Below are 21895 nucleotides of genomic sequence, written 5' to 3' on the forward strand. Positions count from 1 at the left end.
GGCTAACCACCGATCCAGGCGGTGGTGAAGACCGGGATCGGGTGCGAGGTGTCGACCCGGATGTCCTTGACCTTCTTGCTGTAGGCCCACTGGCTGCTGTTCTCGTACAGCGGCAGCCCGGGGACGAGCTCGATCAGCCGCTGCTGCGCCTGGCCGTACAACTTCGCGGCCTCCGGGCCGTCGGGCTTCTCGCGCGCCGACCGCAGGATCTTGTCCAGCGCGGGATCGGACAGGTACGCCGCGTTCTGGCCGATCCGTTGGCCGCTGATCTCCGAGGAGTGGAACCGGATGAACAACACGTCCGGCGTGTTCGTGTGCCAGACACCGCCGATCGCGTCGTAGTCACCGTCGTACCGGCGTTCGGTGAGCTGCGCCTGCGGCACCTGCTGGATCTGCAGGTCGATCCCGGCCTTCTTCACCTCGCCCTGGATCTGCACGAGCTGCGGTGACGGAGTCGCGCTCTCGACCGTCGGCGCCTCGACGACCAGTCGCTTGCCGTCCTTGGTCCGGTACCCGTCCGCGTCGCGGGCGGTCCAGCCGGCGGCATCGAGGAGCTGGTTCGCCCGGTCCGGGTCGTACTTCAGCTTGCCCTCGGTGGTCTTGTCGTAGTACTTCGTCGGGGTCGCGAGGTAGTTGTCCTTGGCCGTGAAGGTGCCGAAGCCGAGCGACTTGGTGATCGCGGGCGCGTTCACCGCCGCGACGAACGCCTGCCGGACCCGGAGATCGTCGAACGGTGTACGGGACAGGTTGAACATCAGCACCCACGGGTTGCCGGTGCGGATCAGGTTCTCGTAGACGAGGTTCGGATTCTTCTTGATCGCCTCGGCGTTCTGCGGTGGCGCCGCCTCGGTGATGTCGTACTGACCGCTGGCCAGCGAGTTGAACCGCACCACCGGCTCGGCCACCACGGTGATCTCGATCCGGTCCAGGTACGCCGGGCCCTGGTGCTTCAGCCAGGCCGGAGCCCAGTTGTAGTCCGGACGGCGTACGTAGGTGATGCTCTGCTGCCGCTGGTAGCGCTCCAGCACGAAGGGACCACTCGCGATCGGCTTGTCACACAGGGTTTCGGGTGATTCCTTGATCGCCTTCGGCGAGAGCAGCGCGAGCCACGACTGGGCCAGGTTGTAGAGGAACGGCGTGTACGCGTAGGCCAGCTTCACCTTCAGCGTGTACTCGTCGACGACTTCACTGCCGACGTACGGCGCGATGTAGGCGGCCGCGAGCGGGGACTTCGTCTTCGGGTCCCGCATGTGCTCGAAGTTCGCCTTCAGGGCCTCTGCGTTCCAGACCGCGCCGTCGCTGAAGGTGACGCCGCGCCGGAGTTTGAAGACGTACTCCTTGCCGTCCGGCGAGATCTTCCAGGACTCGGCCAGGTACGGCGCGAGGTTGCCGTCGGGATCGATCGTGGTCAGCGTGTCGTAGAGAATCCTGCCCAGCAACGCCTGCTGGGTCGCGGAGATCGCCTGCGCGTCCAGGCATCCGGGTTCGGCGGAGATGGAGAGCTTCAGGGTCCCTCCGGTCCGCGGGCGGGTGTCGGCGGAGGTCTGGGACGCGGCGGGACCACCACAGCCCACGATCAGCAGGGCCAGACTGGCAAGGAGAGCAGGCATGCGGGCACGGGCGGACATGGGAATCCTCTGCAGGGGCAGGACAACTGGACGGGTAAAGACAACTATGTCAGTTCATTTACTCGACTTTGCGGCGTCTCACTGACCGGACACCATCCAGTTGCCTCAGGCAACCTCAGCGGCGAGGCGGCCGAAGCCGCTGCGGTGGAAGACCAGCGGGGACGACGCCTCGACGTGCTCGACGGCGTGCAGCCGGAGCAGCACCAGCAGATGGTCACCGGCCTCGACCTCGCGGTGGATCGAGCAGTCGAAGCGGGCGATCCCCTCATCGAGCGTCACTGCGCCTTCGCCGCTGACAGTTACCGGGACATTGGCGAAGCGGTGGGCGGCCGGACCTGCCAACTGGCGGCAGACCTCACCGTGATGGTCGGCCAGCACACTCAGACCGAGGCGAGCAGCGCGACGCAGGTCCGGCCAGGTCTTCGACGTACGAGCTACCGAGAACGACACCAGCGGCGGGTCCAGACTGACCGAGGTGAACGAACTGGCGGCGAGACCGACGTACTCCGCGTCGACCTCGGCGGCCACGGCGATCACTCCGGTCGGGAAGGTACCGAACGCTGCGCGGAGGACCTGCGGATCGAGTTTCCGGCTGCACAGAACGCTCATGAGGCTGCCTCTCCGAAAGGTACGGCGGACCGGGTTACCACGGGCGCGGGGTGCTGCCAGCGGCCGCGGCGAGCGAGCTCGGGCAGCACACCCTCGCCGAACCAGTACGCCTCCTCCAGGTGCGGGTAGCCGGACAGGATGAACTCCTCGATCCCCACCGCGGCGTACTGCTCGATCAGGTCGGCGACCTCGGCGTACGAGCCGACCAGGGCGGTGCCCGCGCCGCCGCGGACCAGGCCGACCCCCGCCCAGAGGTTCGGGTGGATCTCCAGGTCGGCCTTCGTGCCCTGGTTGAGTTCGAGCATCCGGCGCTGGCCTTCGGCCTCACTACGGCGCAGTCCTGCCTGGACCTTCGCGATCTGCTCCGCCGGAATCTGGTCCAGCAGCCGCTCCGCCTCGGCCCAGGCCGCTGCCGAGGTGTCCCGGGCGATCGAGTGCAGGCGGACACCGAAGCGGAGCCGACGCCCCTTGGTCAACTGACGAACCCGGGCGATCTTCTCGGCGACGGCCTCGGGCGGTTCACCCCAGGTCAGGTAGACATCGGCATGCCGGGCCGCCACGCGCAACGCCGCCTCGGACGAGCCGCCGAAGTAGATCTCCGGGATCGGATCGGGCCGCTGGTTGAGCGTGGCTTCCTCGACCTGGAGGTGGCGGCCGCGAAAGGTGACCGTCTCCCCCGCCCACAGCCGGGTGACGATCTCCAGGAACTCATCACAGCGTTCGTAGCGCTCGTCCTTGTCCAGGAAGTCGCCGAACATCCGCTGCTCGTGGCTCTCACCGCCGGTCACCACGTTGAGCAGCAGCCGTCCACCCGACAGGTTCTGGAAGGTGCCGGCCATTTGCGCGGCCAGGAACGGCGAGATCAAACCGGGCCGGAACGCCACCAGGAACTGCAACCGCTCGGTCAGTCCGCTGAGCATCGCCGTACTGATCCAGGCGTCCTCGCACCAGGCCCCGGCCGGGGTCAGCGCGGCCGCGAACCCGAGTTGCTCGGCGCTGCGCGCCACCTGCCCCAGGTACGGAACCGAGGCCGGCCGACCGGCCGAGCCTGCCGTCACACCGTGACCACCGGCCACGACCTGCCGGCCGTCACCGCCGTTCGTGGGCAGGAACCAGTGGAACCTGAGCTGTCCGTCCGTCGCCATCGGACTCCTTCCGGAGGGCCGTCTCACGCCGGGCAGCCGTGAGCCATTGTCGACAGAATTACTGGACAATGGAGACGTCACAAGCGATTGCTGACAGACCCCGCCGATCACGGGATCGGTGAAACCAGGCAGGCCCGGAGGTTCGGATGCGGATCGAACAACTCGAGTACCTCGCGGCCGTCACGCAATACGGGTCCCTGCGCCGCGCCAGTGAGCACCTGCACGTCTCGCAGCCCGCTCTGAGTGAGGCGCTGACCAAGCTCGAGCGGGAGCTCGGCGTCCCACTGCTGGACCGGCGCCGTTCCGGTGCGCGGATCAGCCGCGAAGGTCTCGACCTGCTGCGCAACATGCAGGAGGTCCTGGAGGCGGTCGCGCGGCTCCGGGCGGCCGCCGGCGCACAAGCCGGCGCGGCCCGGACGATCCGCATCGGCACGGTCAATGCCGGTACGGCGTCGCTGTTGCTGCCGGCGGTCCGGCGGTTCCAGGACCTGCGGCCGGAGTCGACGGTCGAGATCCGCAACCTGCAGCAATCCGAGATCGAGACCGGACTGGCCGAGGGCGTTCTCGAGCTCGGACTCGTCAACCTCTTCGACGGCGACGACGTACCGCCTGAACTGGAGGCCACCGCCGTCCGGCACGGGCGCCCCGTCGCCGTACTGCCGGCCGGCCACCGCCTGACCGAGGGCGAAGCGGTCACCGTCGACGACCTTCGCGACGAACCGTTCGTCGGGATGCGCGCCGGCTACCTGATGCACCGCTTCACGCATCGGCTGTTCGGCAGCGCGCCGCCCGCGACCTGGCACAGTACGGACGGCGCCGAGATGGGCAAGATGATGGTTGCCGAGGGCCTCGGCCTGACCGTCCTCCCCGACTACAGCGTCATCGACGACCCGCTGGACCGCGTCGGCCTGATCACCAGCCGCCCCATCGTCGGTGACCGCACCACCGTCACCATGCTGGCCCTGCACCGCCGCCAAGCCCGCCTGTCCCCAACAATCCGCGAGCTGATCGCCATCCTCCTCGACCTCGCCGGTACGCCGGACTGCCCCCGCTTGGCCTCATGATCGATCGCCTACTGTGCGTGGGCGACGGCCCAGGTGAGGGCGTAGTCGGCGATTTCCTCCCAGCCGTCCTGGCTGACGAGGCGGTGGGTGCGGCCCGGGTATTCCTTGAACTCGACGGTTGCGGGGCCGCCGGAGTTCTTGTACTTGGCGAGGACTGCCTTGCCGATGGCCGGCGGTACGACGTGGTCGATGCTGCCAACGATGATCAGGAGCGGGGCTCGGTCGGCGCGGGCGTAGTCGACCTTCGTGACGCCGGTCTTGCTGTTCAGGACTGAGGAGACGCCCTCGAAGAAGACCCGGTTGTACGAGTTGACGGCGTACTCCTCCCAGAGCTTGTCGGACTCGGTCCGGGGCAGGTCGTTGCCGAAGGTGAAGTGGAAGTGGCGCTTCGACAGCGGCTTGGCGCCGTTCTTGCCGAACGGGTTCGACAGGATCGGGAAGCCGGTCCACAGCGTCGAGAGCGGCAGTGTCGTGACGCCGGCCGTTTGGCCGGGCGCGACGCCGACGTACACGGCACCCAGACCGCGGTCGGCGAGCATCTGGGTCAGGACGCCACCGAACGAGTGACCCATGATGATCGGCTTCACCGGGAGCTTGCGGATGATCGCTTCGTAGTGGTCGGCGATCTGCTTCAGACCGATCCCCTTCAACGGCTCGGGGTTGGAGCGGATGTCGGCGACGCTGCGGTCGTCGATCCCCGGCCAGCCCGGTACGACGACCTCGTGGCCCTGCCTGCGGAAGTACTCCGCCCAGGTGTCCCAGTCGAGGTCACAGGTTGAGGCCGGTGCCGTGGATGCCGTGGTGGTCGATGAGGGTTAGTTCGTCGGTGGTCAGTGGTGGGAAGGTCAGCGCTTGGAGGTTGTGGTCGAGTTGGGCGGTTGAGCTGGCGCCGATCAGTGCCGACGTGACCTCGGGGCGGCGTAGGACCCATTGCAGGGCGAGTTGGGCGAGGGACTGGCCGCGGGATTCGGCTAGTTTGTTCAGCTCCGCCGTACGGCGTCGGTAGGTGTCGTCGATGACATCCGGTGAGAGGAACGTGCTGTTCTGCGCGCGAGCACCGTCGGGGATCGTGTCGAGGTACTTGTCGGTCAGTAGACCTTGGGCGAGTGGGCTGTAGACGATGACGCCGAAGCCGTTGCGGTCGGCGGTTTCCAGGAGGCCGTCGGTCTCGGGGCGTCGGTCGTAGATCGAGTAGCGGCTCTGGTCTATGAGGAGTGGGACGCCGGCGGCCTTGAGTAGTTTCGCGGCGGCCTCGGCGCGATCAGGCAGGTAGTTGCTGATGCCGACGTACAGGGCCTTGCCCTGATCGACTGCGCTGACGAGCGCGCCGACGGTCTCCTCCAGCGGCGTGTCCAGGTCGGGACGGTGGTGATAGAAGATGTCGACGTAGTCGGTGCCGAGATCCCGCAGGCTCTGGTCGAGCGAGGTCAGCAATGACTTGCGCGAACCGCCACGCTGATACGGGCCGGGGCCGATCGGGTTCCCCGCCTTCGTCGCCAGAATCAGCTCATCCCGGTACGGCGCCAGGTCGGTGGCGAGCAACCGGCCGAACGTCTCCTGAGCAGCGCGGTGTGGTGGGCCGTAGCGGTCGGCGTTGTCGAAGTGGGTGATGCCCAGATCGAAGGCATGTAAGAGAATCTCTCGCTGCGTGGCGTAGGAGTAGTCGCGCCCGAACTTCTGCCACAAGCCGAACGAGAACGCTGGCAACTTCAGCCCCGAGCTCCCCGTACGACGGTAGTCCAGCGTCTCGTAGCGAGTCGGCTCGGCGCTCATCGGAGCTGGAACCCACGGTCGAGGAGCGCGGCCCGGAGATGTTCGCGGCCCTTGAGACCGGCGACACTTCCGAAGCGATGGGCGACTCGTTGCGCCCAGCTCTCCGGGAGGCCGGCGGCGGCGTAGAAGCCGTTGAGAACATCCTCGTAGTTCTCGAGATGTGTGGTCGGCGGCTCCGACGCGTACTGCTCGCGATGCAACACCGCCTCCTGTGGCAGTCGCGGCTTGACCGCCGTCTCCACGAGCTCATCAGGGTGACCGATCGTCAGCCCGAAGACCGGAAACACGTTCGGCGGCAGCCCGAGCTCAGCGGCCACCTCCAGCGGGTTGTTGCGGATCGCACCGACGAAGACCGTGCCCAGACCGAGCGACTCGGCCGCGAGCGAGGCGTTCTGCGCGGCCAACGCAGTGTCGATGAACGACAACAACGCGGCCTCGACGAAGTCCGCGCCCTCGGCAGTCGGCGACCCGACGCTCGACGTCACCTGCCGAGCGCGGGCCAGGTCCGCCAGCCAAACCAGGAACAACGGTGCCTGCACGATGAAGTCCTGCTCACCAGCCAGTACGGCGAGCCGGCGGCGGCGCGCGTCGTCGCGCACCGCCACCACGCTCCACAGCTGCAGGTTCCCCGAGGTCGGCGCGGATTGAGCGGCCGCGATCAACGCGGTCAGCGTCTCGTCCGACACCTCGTCGTCCGCCCGATACCGCCGTACCGACCGATGGGACAGCTGCTGCGCCAGCACCGCGGTCCATTGCGCCGGCGGTTCGACCACGGTCGGTGCGCCATAGCGCAGGCGGTACGACGTTTCCGGTGACACGGTCACGGGCTTCCTCCTCAGTTGTGCACCAATCTAGGAGACATTGGCTGCTGCGGAAGCCCGTCTCAGAACGTGGCAACCTATCCGAAAGTTAGTAGCTGCGTGTCCTGGGATCGCTGCGGTGCCGTCAGGGCGGACTGCCCGTTCAGGCTGATCGCGAGTCCGCTGTGCCGATTGACCAACCGGTACGAACCGGTGCCGACTGACGGCCCGCTGACTGCAGGCGAGTTCCGAACCTCCTGGATCGACCACTGGCGGACCGCACCACTACCGCCCGACGTGAGCGCGATCGCCGCACTCCACGCTCGGCCCCCATCCCCCGCCGCGACCGACAGCGCCTGCCCCGACCCGGCATTCGTGACGGTGAAGAACCCGTCCCCGGTCGGCGTGAACTTCCACCGCTGCGCCGACGAGGTCGAGCTGGTCGGCGTACTCGTAACACCGGATCCGCTCTGCGTCAGGAACTGACCACTCGCGCTCCGCACCTGGTACGACGTACTGGCGTTGACCGGCGCTGTCGGCAGATCGGCCGATGTCTTCGGGGTGATCGTGATGTCGGCGTACTCGCCGCTGTACGTCGAGCAGTAGAAGGAACAGTACGACCGGAAGGTCTTGCCGACGATCGTCGAACTCGTCCGGTTGCCGGAGTCGAGCATCCACCGGTACCAAGCGCCACTGGGCTGATCGGCCACGCTCCCGATATCGGTCCACTTCTGGGTGGCCAGGTCGTCGGTGGCGTAGAAGTGCAGTGGTGTCTTGGTATCGGTTGCCTGGGCCACGTTGTTCTGCGGCGTACCGATGTACTTGCCCAGATAGGCGCTCCAGGCAACATTCATCACCGCGAGCTGCGAGTTGTCCGGCAGCGACCCTTGTTTCACCTGGTCCTGCACCTTGCCGGTCGTCGTCGGCTTGTAGTCGGTCGCGGTGTAGCCGGAGCCGAGACCCTCGGCCGGGATGATGTTGCTCTCGGCCCCACCAACACCGGGTGTCTGCCAGGCACCGGCGTACCACTTCTTCCAGGAGTTGCGTGCCATCTTGCCCGAGATCGGCGCCCGCGCCACATGCTGCAGCCAGACCGCTCCCCCGCCACTCTTGTTCAGCACGCGCGAGGCATAGAACGCATAGAAGTAGCCCGAGGCGTAGTCGACGAACAACCGCTGATCGCCGTCTCCGTAGTAGTAGGTCGAGGCCGGGTACTGCGCGGTGTCACCGCGAGCCGTGCTGTACGGCGAGGTGATCGCGTGGTCGACGATGGTCCACGTACGGCCCTGGTTCTTCGACACGGCGTAGTCGATCGAGTCGTAGTGCATCCCGTCCCCGAAGGGCTGCGGCGTGAACTCGTTGTGGACCAGGCCGTACCAGTCACCCGTGTCAGGATCGACCCAGACGCCGCTCAGATCGCAGTAGTTGCGTTGCGAGTAGCCGCTGCCGGCCGGCGCCGACGTACTCTCGAGCCCGGTCGGGCTGTTATTACAGCGCCAGGTCGTGTCGTCGTTCCGGTCCTGGGAGTTGGCCGGGTTCACCGCACTGCTGATCGGCGACAGGGTCGTCGAGTCGAAGTCCGCGCCGGTGTAGAAACTCCACTTGCGTCCCTCGTCCGCGCCGTACAGCGCATGTGCCTGCTGGTAGTAGAACTTGCCGTCCTTGTCGATGAAGGTGGAGGCGGGAGTGTCGTCGGGTCGCGTGTACTGCACCGCCGCTCCCGACGACAGGTTGTACTTCGGCGGCGGAGCCGTCGCTGCACCCCAGCGCTGGGCCGCCTCCGCCGGGTTGCAAGGCGCGAGCCCGATCCGGGCGAGGTTGACGAACGCACCGCCTTGAACGGCCAGGCACTTCCCCGACTTCACGCTGTAGATCGTCTGGTCCGGCAGGTGTTTGAACAGTTGCTGCGGCACGCCCGGCACACAGGTGTAGAGCTGGACCAGCGCGCCGGTGGCATCGGATGCGCCGGTGATGTCCAGGCACTTGCCGAAGACTCTGACCGTGCCGTCGTCGTTCCATGTCCAGGACTGGGCCGAGGAACCGTTGCAGGTGAAGAGCTGGATGACCGTCCCGTTCGCGGTACCGAAGTCGGCATCGTCGAGGCACTTCGAACCGATGGTGATCGTCCCGGCGGTCGCTGCCGTGGCAGTCGGCAGGCCGAGGGACGAGGCGATGGCGACCAGCGCCAGGGCAAGTCGAGCGGAAGTACGGAGCATGGCGGTCCTCCGAAATGGGGGTGAATGTCACCAGATCCCGAGCTGGCCCGACAGCACCAGGCAGGCGCCGCCGAGCAGGATCAGGTCCGCATCGCCGGCCAGAGACCTGACCTGCAACGCCGAACTGATCGGAGTGAGCGTGCGCGAGCGAGCAGTCGTCGTCGCGGATTCGAGCAGTGGCCCGTCGATCAGCTCGGCGGGACCGGTGAGCACAACTTCGTCGAGGTTGAGGGCGCTGCTGATCGGTGCGAGCACAATCCCCAGCGCCCGGCCGGCCGCCGCGAGGACGGTGGCTCGATCGGACTCCGGTACGGCGTCAAGTCGCCGCTGCAGATGTGCCGCCGAGATCGCCAGGTCGAGGCAGCCCCGACGTCCACACACGCAGTCGTCGCCGTCGTCGTCGACGGTGACGTGGCCGATCTCGCCCGCGGCGAACTGCTCGCCTTCGACCAGCTCACCGCCGACCACCAGGCCCGCACCGACACCGTGCTCGATCGAGACGACCATCAGGTTGCGGGCCTCGGTCTCCCGGAATCGCAGTACGGCGAGGGCGGCGAGGTTGATGTCATTGCCGACGTACGCGGGGACTGCGTGGCGGTTGCTGAGTCGCTCGGCCAGCGCGAGTCCGGTCCAGCGCAAGTGCGCCGCCTGCCGGATCGTGCCGGTTTCGTCGACGATGCCCGGCGTACCGACACCGATCCCCAGCACTCGCCGGGGCGCGAGCCGCATCAGGTTGTCAGCCAAGCGGAAGACCAACGCGAGAGCCTCATCGCCGAGCGCCCCACCGAGCGCAACCTCACTACGCCGGACAATCTCCCCGCGCAGATTGAGCACCGCACCGGTGAACCGGTCGCTGTGCGACAGATCGAGTACGACGAGGTTGGTGTTGTCGTCGTCGATCCGCACCAGGTTCGCCGGTTTGCCAGGGCGCGATCCCTCGCGTGGTCCGGTTTCCGCGACCAGCCCGTCGGTCTCCAGGTCGCCGACCAGCGCCGAGATCGTCGGCGCGGTCAGCCCGGAGGCGCGAGTGAGCTCGGACCGCGTCATCGCGCCCTGGTGGTAGAGGGTCGCGAGCACCAGCGATCGGTTGTGGATCCGGTTGTCCTGCGTCCGGGCCTTGGTCCGCTCGGGCGCCTGCCGCCGCGGCGACGCCACCTGCTGAAACGTCATGGCGCCTCCCTCCGCGGCCTGGTTTCTAAGATGGTTTTACTTAAAGGATCTTAGATAGTCAAGAGCTCGATCCCACGCTTGACGACCTCGAGTCCGGCTGTCACGGTATGCGTCAACTTGAACCTTTCGAGCCGTTTCGAGCAGAAACAATCACTCCAAGGGACCGTGCATGAAGCCTCGAACGATCATCTCGGCACTCGCCCTCGCCCTCCTCGCCACGACGACCACGGTTCCGGCCGAGGCCGCTCCACCCCAGCTCCAGCAGGTCAACGCGGCGCCTCCCGTGGTGCCGTCATTGCAGCAGTGGACGGGTGGGACCGGTCGGCTGAATCTGCAGCCCCGGACACGCATCGTGGTGCGGCCGAGCGATGCTGCCGCACTGCGGACCACGGCCGATCAGGTTGCGACCGACCTCAACGAGCTCGTCGGGTGGAGCGTCCGGGTCGCAGTCGACACGCGATCGCGCGCGGGCGACGTCGTACTGCGGCTTGATCCAACCGCGGTGGTCGGTCCGGAGACCAAGGTCGCCGCCAAGGAGGGGTATCGGCTGCGGGTCAGTGATCGGGTGGAGATCGTCAGCCGGACGGCGACTGGTGCGTTCTGGGCGAGCCGCAGTTTGTTGCAGATGCTGGTTCGCGAGAGTCCCGGTCTGGCCAGCGTGCCGGTCGGGAGTGCGGTGGACTGGCCGAACTACGCGGCGCGCGGATTCATGCTCGATGTCGGACGCCGCTGGTTCGATCAGAAGTACATCCGGGACTCGGTGCGGTACCTGAGCTGGTTCAAGCTGAACACCTTCCAGCTGCACCTCAACGACAACGAGATCAGTCCGCCGGGTGGCGATTGGTCGAAGGCACAATCGGCGTTCCGGCTCGCGTCGGACAACCCTCGGTTCGCCGGGCTCGCTGCCAAGGACGGTGCCTTCACCCGCGCCGACTGGGACCGATTGGAGTCCGTCGCGGCCGACCACCACGTGACGATCGTGCCGGAGATCGATGCGCCGGCTCACGCCCGGGCCTTCATCGCCTTCGACCCGGCACTCGGTCTGAACGGCGGCAAGTCCGATCACCTCGATCTGAGCAAGCCGGCCACGACCGCCTTCATGAAAGAGGTGTTCGACGAGTTCACGCCGTGGTTCCGTGGGCCGGCTGTGCATGTCGGGGCCGATGAGTACCCGCGGGAGTACGCGACGCAGTACCGGCAGTACTTCAACGACATCACCGCGCACGTCCGTACACTGGGCAAGAGTGCGTCGGCATGGGGCAGCCTGTCGGTGATGTCCGGCGGCGCCAGCGGCTACGACCGCGACGTGACGATGAACTCGTGGAACAACAGCTGGTACGGACCGAAGCAGGCGATCGCCGACGGCTATCCGGTGATCAACACCAACGACGCCCTCCTGTACGTCGTCCCGTTCGCGAACTACTACCACGGCAACGGACTCGACGGGCGCTGGCTGTTCGACAACTGGGAGCCGAACGTCTTCCCCGGTAACCAGACGGTGGATCCGGGCGCGCCGCTGCTCCGCGGTGCGATGTCCGCGGTCTGGAACGATCTCGTCCACGCCCAGTACGGCGCGCTGGATGTGCACCGCCTGACCGAACCGACCTTCGGCGTACTCGGTCAGAAGATGTGGCGTGGCAAGGATCTCAGCCTCGGCTACGACACGTTCAACGATCAGATAGGGGCTCTAGGCAACGGTCCAGGCGCCGAACTGATCGCCAGCACGCTACCCAGTACCGGCGATCCGCGCATCGGTGTCACCGTCGACAACCCGCGACCACTCCCGGCCGGTGAGTCCGTCACGCTCACCGCGACAGTGACGAACCGCGGTACGGCGAAGCTGACCAACCTCGCACCGAAGTTGTCGGTCGCCGGTATCGCCACCACGCTCGCGACGCGCGGCGCATCTGCTCTCGCACCTGGTCAATCCACGGTCTGGAGCTGGCGCCTCACCGCGTCCGCACCGAATGGCACGGTCACGGCCACACTCGACGTACCGGTGTCTCTGCGCGGTCTGCAACTCACGGCTCGAAAGCAACTGCCGGTACGCACGGTGCCCGCAGCACCCTCAGGGTCGAAACACCTGTCATTCACGGCGAGCGCCACTGCGTCGTCGGTCGAGGCCGAGCTCGATCGACTGGCCGCGCGCAATGTCAACGACGGCGACCTGACGACGAGATGGGCCTCGAACTACACCGACGGCGAGTGGCTGCAACTCGCCTTGGCCGAGCCGAGTCGCGTGACCTCGGCCCGGCTCTTCTGGGAGGACGCCTGCGCATCGTCGTACCGGATCCAGGTCTCGGCCGACGGCACCACCTGGCGTGATGCGGCCACCGTCGGCACGTCGACCTGCAAGGACGACCAGGTCGCCCTGGACGCCCCGGATCCGGTTCGCTACGTCCGGATGCAAGGGACCAAGCGAGCAACCACGTATGGCTACTCGCTCTACGAGCTCTGGCTCTTCGGTACCAACTAGTGCTGCGGGCGGTACTTGACGGTCCGCCCGTTCAGCGCCTGCACCGGGCGGCTGTCGCCGTCCGGGAAGCGGGTCTGGAAGTGCGCCAGCGAGGACGACTTGACCTCGCGGATGTGCTTGAGCACCAACCAGGACACGGGTTCCGAGTACGGCGCGGTCGTCAGCGAACCGTCGTACCGGAAGGTGGAGAGGTCGGTCGGGAGGGCCGCGGCCAGGTTGGCGTGGTGCAGGCGAACGTTCTCGCCGCACTCCTCCGGGACGGTCGCGAGGGCCTGGTCCTGGAGGGTGCCGCCGTGACCGCCGGTGGTGATGAACTGGCCGATGACCAGCTTCTCGCCGTTCGGGCCGAGGTGCACCCAGTGCTGCTCGAGCGGGAACTGGTGGCCGTCGAGGCGGTGCTCGGAGCGGGTGTGGAAGTGGAAGTTGGCGAGGTTGTAGCGGACACCGCCGAGCGTCACCCAGGCAGCGCCGGCCGGGATCTCGGCCAGCACCGTCTCCTCGGAGGTGCGGTGCTCGCAGCCGCCGGGCTGACCGGAGTCCTTGCTCTCATAACGGATCTCGAGGTCGAGCGAGTGCGGGTAGTGCACGTGCAGTGCGGGCAGATCGTGGCTGACGACGACTCCACTGCGGTGGATGTCGATGGGGCTCTGGTGCGGGGTGGCGGCGGTCGCTCTGCTGATCAGGACCGGGGACGCGATCGCGGCGGCGGCTGCTGGTACGGCGAGTAGGACGGAACGCCGGGTCAAACCGGACATGGGAATACTCCGAACTGTGGGCAGAAAGGCGGCCGGCCTCATCCGGTCGCCTGGAGCAGTATGCGCCTGTCCCTGACAGCTGCCCGAAGGGGCTGGGGTTTGCGGCCAACCCGCTGACAGACTCGAATCATGGAGACGTACGCAACGCTGGCCGGCCGTTACGACCAATGGAACCTGTCCGTCGCGGGCCAGTTCCAGCAGGACGTCGTACTCGCGGAGGTCGGTGGACTAGCCGGGCGAACCGTCCTCGACGTCGGCTGCGGCACCGGCTTCTACAGCCGGCTCTGGGCCGCACAAGGCGCCGACCGAGTCGTCGGGGTCGACCTGTCCGCGGAGATGATCGCGATCGCCGAGTCCGTACCCGGCGAGATCGAGTACTTGCTCGGCGATGCCACCCGCGGTGCCCAGGACGGCCGCTTCGACCTCGTCACCGCGATGTGGCTGGTGAACCACGCGGAGACGCGCGCCGACCTCGACGCCATGCTCAAGGGTTTCGCCGTCGCCGGTGACGACCTCCTACTCGTGACCGCCAACGCCGACGCCGACTGGAATGTACTCAGCACGCAGGATCGACGGTTCGGCGTACAACAGCACCCGAACGGCCCCGCCGTCGACGGCCGCCAGCCCTACGAGGCCACGATCTTCTACGACGGCGGCAGCTTCAGCTTCCAGTCCGGCAGTTGGGCGACCGACGTACTCATCGAAGGCCTGCACGCCGCCGGCTACGACACCGTACGGCGGATCGCGGCGACCGGCCGCGATGTGCCGACCGAGCTGGCCGACAAGCCGCCGTTCATGATCCTCCGGGCCAGCTGAACAGCCTCGTACTTTTGGCCGGGTCTGAAGTGGCCGAGCGTGGGATGTGAGGCGGTGAGCCAACCGGAAGGGTTGGGGTCGTCCACAAAGCTCGGGAGGAATTCGAGATGCGGAAGACCTTGTCCGTGGCGGTAGCGGCCGCCACTGTGGCGACGGCGCTGATCCCCGGTACGTCGCAGGCCGAACCATCACATGATCTGAAGTGGGGCGCGTGTCCGGCGGATGTGTCGCCGGGCGTGCCTGTACCGGCGGGAATGCAGTGCGCAACGCTGAAAGTGCCGCTCGACTATCGCAATCCGGGCGGCCAGAAGATCGAGATCGCGATCTCACGGGTGGCCAGTAAGAAGCCGGATCAGCGGCGCGGGATCCTGCTGGTCAACCCTGGTGGGCCTAGTGCCGGGCTTGGGTATCCGGCCACGCTGGTGGCCGCCAAAATGCCGCAGAGTGTGCTCGACAGCTATGACGTGATCGGATTCGATCCGCGTGGTATCGGGCACAGCACGCCGGTGTCGTGCGACCTGACTGCGCAACAGCAGCTCTACGGGAACATCCCGCCGTACGCGAAGTCTGCGGCCGATGTTGCGAAGCGCGCGGCCGAGGTACAGCAGATCGCCAAGCAGTGCTGGAGTTCGGAGACGGCCGCGCTGCTCCCCCACATGTCGACTGCCAACACGGCACGCGACATGGACCAGATCCGCAGCGCACTCGGTGAGACCACAGCGTCGTACCTCGGTGCGTCGTGGGGCACGCATCTCGGGGCGGTTTACACGACGCTGTTCCCGCAGCGCAGCGACCGGATCGTGCTCGACAGCAACCTCGCTCCGGGCGGCTGGGACTACCCCAGCGACCGACTGTGGAGTCAGGGTGTCGAGGACCGGCTGCCGGACTTCGCAGCGTACGTCGCGGCCAACTTCCGTGAGTACGGGCTGGGCCGGACGCAGGCTCAGGTCATCGCGAAGTACCACGCGCTGGCGGCGCGGCTGGACAAGAAGCCGGTGGTCGCACCCGACGGCGTGTACGACGGTGCCATGTTCCGGCTGATCACCTTCGGCTACTCGTACGGCGCAGCGCAGCTGCCGGTGCTTGCCCAGCTGTGGAAGTCGCTGGACGCGAACCAGCCGCCGGCTCCGCCTGGTGAGACGAAGTCGGCTGCGAGCGGTGCCGACCAGCTCATTTCGGGCCGGTACGCCATCATCTGCAACGACTCGCGCTGGCCGACGTCGGTCTCGACCTACCAGCGTGCCGTCGCCGTCGATCGCGTTCGCTACCCGCTGTGGGGTGCGGCCGGGGCCAACATCCAGCCGTGCGCCTATTGGCCGGACGCGACCGAGCCACCCGTCCGCGTCAATGACGACGGTCCGGCTAATGTGCTGATGGTGCAGAACCTCCGCGATCCCGCCACTCCCCTGGTCGGCGCCCGGAAGCTGCGGCAGGCCCTGGGGCAGCGGACCACGATGGTCACGGCCGATGAAGGCGGTCATGGCGTCTACCTGTTCGGGCGCAACCGGTGCGCGAACTACGCGGTAACGACCTTCCTGACCACCGGCGTTCGCCCGGCGCACGACTACGCCTGCTCGGCCGCGGCGGCGCCTCGGTGACACGCTCCCGCGCCGTGATGATCCTCGAGATCTTGCTCCTCGCCGGCCTGAACGTCGACGAGCTGATCCGGCGGATCATCCTGAACGGAGCCCAGCCCGGCGAGCTTCTCTACTACTCGTCGGGCGCGGTCATCTGTGTCCTCGCGCTGCTGCGCCGTCGCTACCCCGGATGGACCGGGCAGCTCGCGGCTGTGGCGATCGCCATCTCGTTGCTGGTCAGCGGTGTCAGCCTGCTCTCCACGCCGTCCGCGCCGCTGGGAGGTGACTGCGAGACCACGGGGCTCGCGCTCCTGATCGGCGCCTGCTGCCATCGGCTCGCCTCACTCCGGGCGGGCATCCTCGCCGTACTCGGTGGGGCGGCCATGGTCGTCGCACCTCAACTCCGGTACGGCGAGGACCAGCCGCGGCTGACTGTCGCTATCTTCTGGGCGATCCTGTGGGGAGTCGGGGTGGCGGTCGGGCTGATGTTGCGCGACAGCGACGCCCGCCGCGAGGCTGCCCTGGCCGCCGCCCGCAACCGCGAGCGGCTGGCTCTGGCCCGGGAGTTGCACGACCTCGTCGCGCACCACATCACCGGTGTGGTCGTCCGCGCGCAAGCGGCCCAGGTGGTGCTTGCCGACAGCACCGAACACGAGATGCTCGGCGAGATCGAGCAGGCCGGTTCCGAGGCGCTCGCCGCGGTACGACGGCTGGTCGGCGTACTGCGTAGTCCCGAAGACGCCCCGCCCGTGACGACCGGCGGTCTCGTCGAGGCGATCGAGTCTGTTGTCGATGGCAACGATCGGGTCGCACTTGAATTGGCACCGGGTCTCGCCGAGTTGGCGGTTGCTCCGGAGACCGTCTCGACCGTCCACCGCATCGTGCTTGAATCGCTGACAAATGTCGCGAAACATGCGCCCGAGGCGCGGCACGTGACGGTCGCGGTCGATGTCGAGGACCGCCGGCTGCGCGTTGCGATCGGCAACGACGGGGTCGCCCGCTCCCGCCGTACGGCGGATGGTTACGGGCTGATCGGGATGCGCGAACGGATCGAGGCACTCGGCGGCCGGCTGACCACCGGACCAGATGGTGAGCGCGGCTGGCGGGTTCTCGCCGAATTACCCCTACCGAAAGAGGGATCGTGACGTTGCGGGTGTTGTTGGCCGATGACCAGGCTCTGGTGCGGACGGGGTTCCGGCTGATCCTGGAGCGTGAGCCCGGGGTCGAGGTGGTCGGCGAGGCGGCCGACGGTCGGCAGGCCGTGTCCCTCGCCCAGGAACTCCGGCCGGACGTGACGCTGATGGACATCAGGATGCCGCTCGTCGACGGCCTGGCCGCGACCCGGATCCTGGCCGGCCCGGATGTCGCCGACCCGTTGCGTGTACTGGTTGTGACGACGTTCGATCTAGACGAGCTCGTGCACGAGGCTCTCCGCGCCGGTGCTTGCGGTTTCCTGCTGAAGGACGCCGGTCCGCGACTGCTGGTCGAGGCCGTGCATGCGGCGGCGAACGGCGAGTCCTTGGTCTCCCCGTCGATCACGACCCGGCTGCTCGCCCAGTTCAGCGGACCGAGCGGGAAGGCGCGGCCCGCCGTACCGGCGCTCACCCAGCGCGAACTCGACGTCACGATGGCCGTCGCCCGCGGCCGGACCAACGCCGAGATCAGCAAGGAGCTGCTGATCTCGCTGTCCACGGTGAAGTCACACCTGACCGCGATCCAGCGCAAGATCACCGCCCGCAACCGGACCGAGGTCGCCGTCTGGGCCTGGGAATCAGGGCTCGTTCGCTAGCATGCCCTGGTGGGCAGAGCAGAGCTCGTGGGGCGGCGCTTGGAGAGCGCCGAACTCGACCGCTTGGTCGACGCGGCCCGTGGCGGCCGCAGTGCGGTCCTCGTCCTGCGCGGTGAGCCCGGCGTCGGGAAGACGGCGTTGCTGGAGGCAATGGAGTCGCGGACCAGCGGCTGCGTGTTCACCCGGACCGCCGGGGTCGAGGCCGAGATGGAGCTCGCGTACGCCGGTCTCTATCCGCTCTGCCAGCCACTTATGGATCACCGCGACCGGCTTCCGGCCCCACTCGCCGAAGCCCTCGGTACGGCGTTCGGCCTGGTCAGCGGGCCGACGCCGGACGCGTTCCTGGTCGGGCTTGCCGTCCTGAACCTGTTCGCGGACGCGGCCGCCGACCAGCCGCTCGTCTGTGTGATCGACGACGCGCAGTGGCTCGACAAGATGTCCGAACTCATCCTCGCCTTCGTCGCCCGCCGGCTGAACGCCGAGTCGGTGGTGATGATCATTGCTGTCCGCAACGGCTTCGATCACGGATTCACCGGGCTGCGCGAGCTGGAGCTCGGCGGACTGGATCGGGCCGATGCCCAGACCCTGCTGGAGTCGACCGTCCCGGGACTGATCGATCCGCGGGTCAAGGACCGGATCGTCGCCGAGGCGCAGGGCAATCCCCTTGCGCTGCTTGAACTTCCGCACACCGGCGTCGGTCGCGCCGACGGCCGGATCGCCTTGATCGAGGAGAGCTTCGAACATCGGCTGGACGACTTACCGGCCGAGGCCCGGCAGCTCCTCACCTTGGCCGCCGCCGAACCGCTCGGCGATCCGACCCTGCTCTGGCGCGCCGCCGAACGCATGGGGCTTGGTGCCGACGCGGCCACCGCGGCCCTTGAGTCGGGGCTCATCACGTTCGGCACCCACATCCGATTCCGGCATCCGCTGGTCCGATCGACGGCGTACCGGACTGCGGCCGCGTCGGATCGGCAGGCCGCACATCTGGCGCTGGCCGAGGTGACGGATCCGGATCGCGACCCGGCCCGGCGCGCGTGGCATCGCGGGCAGGCAGCCCCGCTCCCCGACGAGGACGTCGCCGCCGAGCTCGAACGGTCCGCGGCCGGAGTCCGCGAACGCGGCGGCCATTTCGCCGCCGGCGCCTTCCTCGAACGAGCGGTCGAGCTGACCCTCGACCCCGATCGCCGAGCCGAACGCCTGCTCGCTGCCGCGACCGCGCGGTGTGCCGGTGGCGCGCTCGACACCGCGCTCGGTCTCCTCGACCAGCTTGAGAACGGTCCGCCGGACGAACTGCGATCGGCCTTGGCCCAGCGGTTGCGCGGTCAGATCCAGTTCGATCAAGGCCGCAACCACGAGGCGGCTGCGACGCTGCTCGACGCCGCGCGGCAACTCGAACCGCTCAAACCCGACCTTGCCCAGAGCACCCATCTCGCTGCCCTGACCGCAGCCATCTGGGCGGCCGGGCGCGAGGCGAACGGAATCGTCGCGGAGGCGGCGGCCGCCGTACCGGCACCTCTTGCCCCGGAGGATTCGCTCCTGCAGGCGCTCGCCGCGCGGTTCACGAGTGGCTATGTCGAGGCGGCGCCGGGGCTGGTCAAGGCGATCGCGGCCGAGCTGCGGGATCACACCGATGAGCCGACCGGGCACCTGGCCACCGGCATCATCGCGATCGACCTGTGGGACCTCGAGAGCGCGCGCAGGCTGGTTGCCCGCCAGGAACGGCTCGCCCGGCAGACCGGCGCCTTGCTGCGCCTGCAGTTCGCGCTGGACTTCGGCGCGGCCCTGCATTGCCTGTCGGGTGAACTCGCCGAGGCGGCCCGGATGGTCGACGAACAAGACCGCATCGCGACCGCCACCGGCAACCCCTCGATCCAGTACGGCGGCCTGCTGCTCGCCGCCTTCCGCGGTACCGAAGTGACCGGCACTGGCGCTGGTGTGCTCAACCGGTATGCCCAAGCCGTGCTGAACAACGGGCTCGGTCGCTACGAACTCGCCCGCGACGCGGCCCAGTGGATCTTCGACCAGGACATCATCGGGTACGGCGCTCTGATCGCCGGCGAGCTCGGCGAAGCCGCATCCCGGACCGGCGACAGCAAGCTGGTCGAGTCGACGCTGACCTGGTTGAGTGAGCGAGCAACCGCCGTACCGACTGACTGGAGTCGCGGAATCGAGGCGCGCGTGCGGGCGCTTCGGGATGGCGACGAGGCGCAGTACCAGCGTTCCATCGAGTGCCTCGACCGCACGATCCTGCAGGGCGAGGCCGCACGCAGCCGGCTGCTGTACGGCGAGTGGTTGCGTCGCGAAGGCCGTCGCGCGGACGCACGCGGCGAGCTGCGGACGGCGTACGACGCGCTGACCGCGTTGGGGCTCGGGGCGTTCGCGGAGCGGGCACGGCATGAGCTGCTCGCGACCGGCGAGACGGTTCGGAAGCGCTCGGTCGAGACGGCGAACGACCTGACCACGCAGGAGGCGCAGATCGCCGGGCTGGCCCGCGACGGACTGACCAACCCCGAGATCGCTGCACAGCTGTTCCTCAGTCCGCGGACCGTCGAGTGGCACCTGCGGAAGACGTTCGCGAAGCTCGGGATTACGTCCCGGCGACAGCTGCGGGACGCCCTGCCGCGGTGACCAGGGACTCCCCCAGTGGGATCCCTGGGGCGACGCGGGGCCGGGCTGGCGATGGTGGACAGGCACATGCCGGTCCGCCACGCAGAAGGAGCCTCCCCCATGACCGATCGTCGTCAGTTCCTCGGCCTCGCCGCCGCGAGTGCGGCCGCCGTCCAGTTCGGCGTACCCGACCTGGCGCACGCCAGCACCGCGCACGACGACCCGCGGATCCGTCCGTACAAGATCAAGGTGCCGCAGACCGCGATCACCGATCTCCGGCGGCGGATCAAGGCCACCCGCTGGCCCGACCGGGAGACCGTCGCGGACCGCACCCAGGGCGCCCAGCTGGACAGGGTTCGGCCGCTCGTCGAGTACTGGGGTACGCACTACGACTGGCGCAAGGTCGAGAACAAGCTCAACGCGCTGCCGCAGTACATCACCTCGATCGACGGCCTGGACATCCAGTTCGCGCACATCCGCTCCAAGCACGCGAACGCGCTGCCGATGCTGATGACACACGGCTGGCCCGGCTCGATCATCGAGCTGCTGAAGATCATCGACCCGCTCACCAACCCGACCGCGCACGGCGGCAAGGCCGACGACGCGTTCCACCTCGTGCTGCCGACCCTGCCGGGGTACGGGTTCTCCGGCAGGCCGACCAAGGTCGGCTGGAACCCGGGCCACATGGCGACCGCGTTCCACCAGCTCATGCAGCGGCTCGGCTATTCGGAGTACGTCTCGCAGGGTGGCGACTGGGGCGCGATCATCTCCGAGGTCCTGGCGACTCAGGAGCCCAAGGGACTGCTCGGGATCCACATCAACATGCCTGGCACGGTGCCTGACGACGTACTGCGACACCTGCGCAACTTCGACGCGGCGCCCAAGACCCTCACCCCACGCGAGAAGGTCGCCTACGACCGGCTCCTGCACTTCTACCGCGACGGCTTCGGCTATGCCGCGATGATGAACCAGAGCCCGCAGACCATCGGCTACGCACTCGCCGACTCACCGGTCGCGATGGCCGCGTACTACTACGACAAGATCGCCGAGTGGACCGACAGCGGCGGCATCCCCGAGAAGGTCCTCACCTACGACGAGATCCTGGACGCGATCTCGCTCTACTGGCTCACCAACACCGGTACGTCGTCCTCACGCTCGTATTGGGAAGGCGCCCAAGCCGGCGGCGGCCCGTTCAACGCCGTACCGATCCCCCGGCTCCCAGTCGCGGTCACCGTCTTCCCCGGCGAGATCTACCCCGCTCCGCGCACCTGGGGTGAGCAGACCTTCGGCAACCTCATCCACTGGAACGAGGTAGACCGCGGCGGCCACTTCGCCGCCTGGGAGCAGCCCGACCTCCTCACCCAAGAACTGCGCACCGCCTTCAAGACGCTGCGCTAATTCTGGTCTAGTGGGTGACCGCGCAGCGTGGTCGAATCCTCGGGCACGATTCGACTCCCTGGGAGGGACCCT

At 67.8% G+C, this 21895-nt stretch carries 16 protein-coding genes and 1 pseudogene; 8 read left to right on the forward strand and 9 right to left on the reverse strand.

The features are described from left to right. Positions 1-2: 2 nt before the first annotated feature. From ACFTSF_RS20970 to ACFTSF_RS20980, 3 genes are all read right to left on the reverse strand, one after another. The gene (locus ACFTSF_RS20970; protein ID WP_380155313.1) at positions 3-1628 is read right to left on the reverse strand and encodes an ABC transporter substrate-binding protein; all 1626 of its coding nucleotides are present in this window, start codon (positions 1626-1628) and stop codon (positions 3-5) included. Between the two features lie 105 nt (positions 1629-1733). Further along, complete coding sequence (locus ACFTSF_RS20975; protein WP_380155314.1) at positions 1734-2237, reverse strand: flavin reductase family protein; 504 nt, start codon at positions 2235-2237, stop codon at positions 1734-1736. After that, complete coding sequence (locus tag ACFTSF_RS20980; protein WP_380155316.1) at positions 2234-3382, reverse strand: LLM class flavin-dependent oxidoreductase; 1149 nt, start codon at positions 3380-3382, stop codon at positions 2234-2236. The genes ACFTSF_RS20975 and ACFTSF_RS20980 overlap by 4 nt, the downstream gene beginning before the upstream one ends. A gap of 146 nt (positions 3383-3528) precedes the next feature. Here ACFTSF_RS20980 and ACFTSF_RS20985 point away from each other — a divergent pair, with 146 nt between their 5' ends. Then, positions 3529-4446, forward strand: coding sequence for a LysR family transcriptional regulator (locus ACFTSF_RS20985; RefSeq protein ID WP_380155317.1), 918 nt, complete (start codon positions 3529-3531; stop codon positions 4444-4446). 8 nt (positions 4447-4454) lie between these two features. Here ACFTSF_RS20985 and ACFTSF_RS20990 read toward each other — a convergent pair. The 5 genes and pseudogenes from ACFTSF_RS20990 to ACFTSF_RS21010 form a co-directional block, all read right to left on the reverse strand. Next, positions 4455-5198, reverse strand: a pseudogene (locus tag ACFTSF_RS20990) (alpha/beta hydrolase); the annotation flags it as partial. A gap of 16 nt (positions 5199-5214) precedes the next feature. After that, positions 5215-6219, reverse strand: a complete 1005-nt coding sequence (locus tag ACFTSF_RS20995; protein ID WP_380155318.1) for an aldo/keto reductase — start codon at positions 6217-6219, stop codon at positions 5215-5217. After that, positions 6216-7043 carry an NADPH-dependent oxidoreductase gene (locus tag ACFTSF_RS21000; protein WP_380155320.1) on the reverse strand — a complete coding sequence of 276 codons (828 nt, stop codon included), beginning with the start codon at positions 7041-7043 and terminating at the stop codon, positions 6216-6218. The genes ACFTSF_RS20995 and ACFTSF_RS21000 overlap by 4 nt, the downstream gene beginning before the upstream one ends. Positions 7044-7117: 74 nt before the next feature. Further along, positions 7118-9235, reverse strand: coding sequence for a ricin-type beta-trefoil lectin domain protein (locus ACFTSF_RS21005; protein WP_380155321.1), 2118 nt, complete (start codon positions 9233-9235; stop codon positions 7118-7120). Positions 9236-9262: 27 nt separating this feature from the next. After that, the gene (locus ACFTSF_RS21010; RefSeq protein ID WP_380155322.1) at positions 9263-10405 is read right to left on the reverse strand and encodes an ROK family protein; all 1143 of its coding nucleotides are present in this window, start codon (positions 10403-10405) and stop codon (positions 9263-9265) included. A gap of 169 nt (positions 10406-10574) precedes the next feature. Here ACFTSF_RS21010 and ACFTSF_RS21015 point away from each other — a divergent pair, with 169 nt between their 5' ends. Further along, positions 10575-12881: a family 20 glycosylhydrolase gene (locus ACFTSF_RS21015; RefSeq protein WP_380155323.1), complete on the forward strand. Its 2307-nt coding sequence runs from the start codon at positions 10575-10577 to the stop codon at positions 12879-12881. Here ACFTSF_RS21015 and ACFTSF_RS21020 read toward each other — a convergent pair. Continuing rightward, entirely contained in the window at positions 12878-13636 is a 759-nt protein-coding gene (locus ACFTSF_RS21020; protein WP_380155324.1) for a carbonic anhydrase family protein, read from the reverse strand. The genes ACFTSF_RS21015 and ACFTSF_RS21020 overlap by 4 nt on opposite strands. Positions 13637-13765: 129 nt before the next feature. Here ACFTSF_RS21020 and ACFTSF_RS21025 point away from each other — a divergent pair, with 129 nt between their 5' ends. The 6 genes from ACFTSF_RS21025 to ACFTSF_RS21050 all read left to right on the forward strand — a co-directional run bounded on the left by ACFTSF_RS21025 (position 13766) and on the right by ACFTSF_RS21050 (position 21823). After that, positions 13766-14452, forward strand: coding sequence for a class I SAM-dependent methyltransferase (locus ACFTSF_RS21025; protein WP_380155326.1), 687 nt, complete (start codon positions 13766-13768; stop codon positions 14450-14452). Positions 14453-14559: 107 nt separating this feature from the next. After that, positions 14560-16050, forward strand: a complete 1491-nt coding sequence (locus tag ACFTSF_RS21030) for an alpha/beta hydrolase (protein ID WP_380155328.1) — start codon at positions 14560-14562, stop codon at positions 16048-16050. Continuing rightward, positions 16047-17174: a sensor histidine kinase gene (locus ACFTSF_RS21035; protein WP_380155329.1), complete on the forward strand. Its 1128-nt coding sequence runs from the start codon at positions 16047-16049 to the stop codon at positions 17172-17174. The genes ACFTSF_RS21030 and ACFTSF_RS21035 overlap by 4 nt, the downstream gene beginning before the upstream one ends. Further along, the gene (locus ACFTSF_RS21040; RefSeq protein ID WP_380155330.1) at positions 17171-17818 is read left to right on the forward strand and encodes a response regulator; all 648 of its coding nucleotides are present in this window, start codon (positions 17171-17173) and stop codon (positions 17816-17818) included. The genes ACFTSF_RS21035 and ACFTSF_RS21040 overlap by 4 nt, the downstream gene beginning before the upstream one ends. A 9-nt stretch (positions 17819-17827) precedes the next feature. Then, a complete protein-coding gene (locus ACFTSF_RS21045) occupies positions 17828-20446 on the forward strand; it encodes an ATP-binding protein (RefSeq protein WP_380155331.1) in 2619 nt (872 codons plus the stop codon). 99 nt (positions 20447-20545) lie between these two features. Next, positions 20546-21823: an epoxide hydrolase family protein gene (locus tag ACFTSF_RS21050; protein WP_380155333.1), complete on the forward strand. Its 1278-nt coding sequence runs from the start codon at positions 20546-20548 to the stop codon at positions 21821-21823. Positions 21824-21895 lie beyond the last annotated feature (72 nt).

Source organism: Kribbella sp. NPDC056951 (assembly GCF_042674205.1).
Classification (GTDB): domain Bacteria; phylum Actinomycetota; class Actinomycetes; order Propionibacteriales; family Kribbellaceae; genus Kribbella; species Kribbella yunnanensis.